Here is a 3,967-nt window from a genome sequence, read left to right as displayed (position 1 = left end):
CTAAAATGTGTAAACGAGCCGCTTTCGCTTGGTTTAATGCAATTTGCATGATTTCTTTGGTGATACCTTCAATTTTGATATCCATTTGCAGCGCAGTGATACCTTCAGTTGTACCAGCTACTTTAAAGTCCATATCACCTAAGTGGTCTTCGTCACCTAAAATATCAGAAAGAACAACAAAGTTGTCGCCTTCTTTTACTAAGCCCATTGCGATACCCGCAACAGAAGCTTTAATTGGTACACCAGCGTCCATTAACGCAAGTGAAGAACCACAAACAGAAGCCATAGAGCTTGAACCGTTTGATTCAGTAATTTCAGAAACAACACGTACTGTGTACGGGAATTCTTCAACTGTTGGCATAACCGCCGCAACACCACGTTTTGCTAAACGACCGTGACCGATTTCACGACGCTTAGGCGCACCAACCATACCAGTTTCACCAACACAGTAAGGAGGGAAGTTGTAGTGGAATAAGAAATGATCTGTTTTATCACCAGTCAAATCGTCAAATCTTTGTGCATCTTTTTCAGTACCCAAAGTTGCAACAACGATTGCTTGCGTTTCACCACGAGTGAATAAAGAAGAACCGTGAGTACGTGGTAAAATACCAGTGCGTACGTCAAGTGCACGAACCATAGTAGGATCACGACCATCAATACGTGGCTCACCAGCAATAATGCGGCTACGTACAACTTTCTTCTCAACAGAGCCTAAGAATTCACCAACTAATTTTTGGTCAACTTCTTCGCTTTCTTCAACAATTTTTGCTACCGCAGCTTCTTTAACTGCTGATGCAGCGTCTTTACGCTCAACTTTGTCAGCAATTTGGTAAGCTTGGACAAAACCGTCTTTTGATAAAGCTTCAACTTTTTCGTATAAAGCAGAATCAACTTCAGGCGCAACCCAAGTAGAAGGCGCTGGGTTAACAGCTTCAACAAACTTGTTGATGTTTTCAATCACAGTTTGCATTTGCTCGTGACCATAAACAACCGCACCTAACATGGTATCTTCGCTTAAAATTGAAGCTTCAGATTCAACCATAAGTACAGCGTTTTCAGTACCAGCAACCACTAAATCTAATTCAGAATCAGCCATTTCGCTGGTTAATGGGTTTAACATGTATTGGCCATCTTTATAACCAACACGTGCAGCACCAATTGGACCTTGGAAAGGAATACCTGCAATTGATAAAGCCGCAGAAACACCAATCATAGATACGATATCAGGTGCAATTTCAGGGTTTACCGACATTACAGTTGCAACAACTTGTACTTCGTTGGTGTATTCTTTCGGGAATAATGGGCGGATTGGACGGTCAATTAATCGAGCCGTTAAAGTTTCACCTTCAGACGGTTTACCTTCACGCTTAAAGAAACCACCAGGGATTTTACCTGCTGCGTATGTTTTCTCTAAGTAGTTAACCGTTAATGGGAAAAAATCTCTTACTTCGTCATCTTTTTTTGCTACGACACTTACTAATACTGAAGTATCGTCCATACTCACCATAACAGCTGCTGATGCTTGTCTAGCAACAACACCTGTTTCCAAAGTGACCTGGTGTTGGCCAAACTGGAATGAAGTTGTAATTGGAGTCACAATAATGTTTCCTTTGTTCTTACTTTAATCTTTGATCGCTTATTTTCGCGACTAATTATACGTAACTATTTTGCAAATAAGTATATCCTATGTGCAAAACAGAAAAAAAAAGGGCCATTTAGGCCCTTTTTTCACAATAAATTCATTTAACGATTAGCGACGTAAGCCTAAACGTTGAATTAATGAAGAGTAACGCTCAAGGTTTTTACGCTTTAAGTAGTCTAATAAACTACGACGAGAGTTAACCATGCGGATCAAACCACGACGTGAGTGGTGATCTTTTTTGTGGTCAGAGAAATGACCTTGTAACTTGTTAATTCTGTGAGTTAACAAAGCAACTTGTACTTCAGGTGAACCAGTGTCGCCTTCTTTAGTTGCATATTCAGCTACAATTTTCGCTTTTTCTTCAATAGTTAGTGACATAATAATCTCCAAAATTCGGGTAAGCCGATCACTAAGCCAGCGTACCTAATATAGTGAAGTGCGGATTCTACGCGAATTAATCAAAAGATCAACTAGATTAACCTCAGCAGAATGTTTTATGATGCCAACTTAGACCACCTGCTTGCAGGTTTTAGATTATAACGATAAATGGAATACTCCATGCAGTTAACAACAAAAATGAAAACAATTACAAAAATTAGCTTGTTTAGCCTAGGCTGTTTGTTGGCTAACACTCAACTGAGTATCGCGGCTAACCTGTTTACCGCTGACAATAAAAATTTCCAATACACAGGTCGCGTCGACTTTAGTCAAAAACACAAACCTATGATTTCTTGGCCCGGCACTTCAATTAAAACTAAGTTTACTGGCTCTTATCTAGCCATTACTTTAGAAGATGAAAAAGGTGAAAATTATTTTAGCGTGATAGTAGACGATGAAATTTATCACCCTTACGTAATTGAAGCGAAAAAAGGCAAACACGAGTATGTGATAGCCCAAGATTTATCTAGCGGTGAGCACACATTAGAAATATACAAACGCACCGAAGGTGAACAAGGTGGCAGCTATTTTTATGGCATATCAGTTAATGGCGAGCTGAAGCAGCCAGCCCCTCGCCCACAACGTAAAATCGCGTTTTTTGGTGATTCTATTACCACAGGTATGGGTAATGAGGCCGCGGATAATGGCGCTGACCATTTAAACTCTGAAAAGAATAACTATTGGTCGTATAGCTCAATCACAGCACGTGCTCTAAATGCTGAGCAACATACAGTTTCACAAAGTGGCATAGGTATTATGATCAGCTGGTTTGATTTTATTATGCCGCAGTTTTACGACCAATTATCTGCCGTCGGCAACAATGATAGCCAGTGGGATTTCAGTCAGTGGCAGCCCGATGTTGTGGTGATCAATTTATTTCAAAATGACAGCTGGTTGATTGACCGCGAGAAACGGTTAAAACCGCAGCCGACAGAGCAAGATATTATTGACGCTTACACTCAATTTATCAGCAAAATTTACGCTGAATATCCAAATGCTTACTTTATCTGTGCCTTAGGTAGTATGGATGCCACTCGTGAAGGTTCAAAATGGCCAGGATATGTTCAACAGGCAGTTGAGCAGTTTAAACAGCAGAAAAAATATAAACGTATTGATACTTTAACCTTCGATTTTAACGGCTATTGGGCACATCCACGTGTTCACCAACATAAAACCAATGCGGCTAAACTGACTAAGTTTATCCAACAAAAAATGGCTTGGTAATTTGAGTAAACAGGACTGATGTTAGATTTTTATAAAAAGGCATTTATCTCTCTAGTGGCCATGCTGATTGTTTGCATCGCCATTAGTGCCTTTTTGATTAACAAAACATTTGTCCACTCAGCTTTATTACCGAAAGAACAAAGTAGTTTAGAATGGTCTGCTGCCATTGAATCAGACCGAGCGCGCGGAGGTCATTCCCAAGTTACTTTTAGTGACATAACCTATAGTTTAGATTTTGAATTGCATGTTAAATCTAGTATTGATTACCCATACGCTTCTGCCGCGCTTGAATTTACCAACCAAGCAAGCGCCAATCACTTAGTTGACCTGAGCAACTACAGCCATATCCGCTTTAATGTCAAATGCTCCCCAGCTAATGTGCTCACTTTTGTTGTCTATACGGTCGACGAAACACTCACGAGCAAAGATGATTATCTCAGCTATCGAGCTCCTTCAAGCTATTTTTCCTGTAACGAACAATGGCAACAGGTTGAGATCGACTTAGCCCATTTAGACATGCATGAATGGTGGCTAGAAATGTTTAAGCAAAAACTCGACTCTGATAACTACAATTTAAACAAAGTCGCCAAAATCGAATTTGGTAGTACTGATCTGAACCATTAAAAGTGGACACTTCATTAAGCTACGTTTAATAGTTCATAA

Annotated in this window: 4 protein-coding genes; 2 read left to right on the top strand and 2 right to left on the bottom strand. The window is 39.9% G+C overall.

Features of this window, described 5'->3' with window-relative positions:
• On the bottom strand, nucleotides 1-1,597 hold a 1,597-nt coding region (gene pnp, locus WSC_RS23710; protein WP_016957966.1), incomplete at its 3' end, for a polyribonucleotide nucleotidyltransferase.
• Between the two features lie 153 nt (nucleotides 1,598-1,750).
• Nucleotides 1,751-2,020 carry a 30S ribosomal protein S15 gene (gene rpsO / locus WSC_RS0121185; protein ID WP_016957965.1) on the bottom strand — a complete coding sequence of 90 codons (270 nt, stop codon included), beginning with the start codon at nucleotides 2,018-2,020 and terminating at the stop codon, nucleotides 1,751-1,753.
• Between the two features lie 180 nt (nucleotides 2,021-2,200).
• Between rpsO and WSC_RS0121180 the strand changes: the two genes are divergently transcribed.
• Together WSC_RS0121180 and WSC_RS23705 are read left to right on the top strand one after the other, a co-directional pair.
• The gene (locus WSC_RS0121180; RefSeq protein ID WP_016957964.1) at nucleotides 2,201-3,304 is read left to right on the top strand and encodes an SGNH/GDSL hydrolase family protein; all 1,104 of its coding nucleotides are present in this window, start codon (nucleotides 2,201-2,203) and stop codon (nucleotides 3,302-3,304) included.
• 18 nt (nucleotides 3,305-3,322) lie between these two features.
• Nucleotides 3,323-3,928, top strand: a complete 606-nt coding sequence (locus WSC_RS23705; RefSeq protein WP_016957963.1) for a CIA30 family protein — start codon at nucleotides 3,323-3,325, stop codon at nucleotides 3,926-3,928.
• Nucleotides 3,929-3,967: the final 39 nt, after the last annotated feature.

The organism is Catenovulum agarivorans YM01 (assembly GCF_000281085.1).
GTDB classification, from domain to species: domain Bacteria; phylum Pseudomonadota; class Gammaproteobacteria; order Enterobacterales; family Alteromonadaceae; genus Catenovulum; species Catenovulum agarivorans.
Note: the sequence above shows the minus strand (reverse complement) of the source record. Positions and strands in the feature narration are given on the sequence as shown.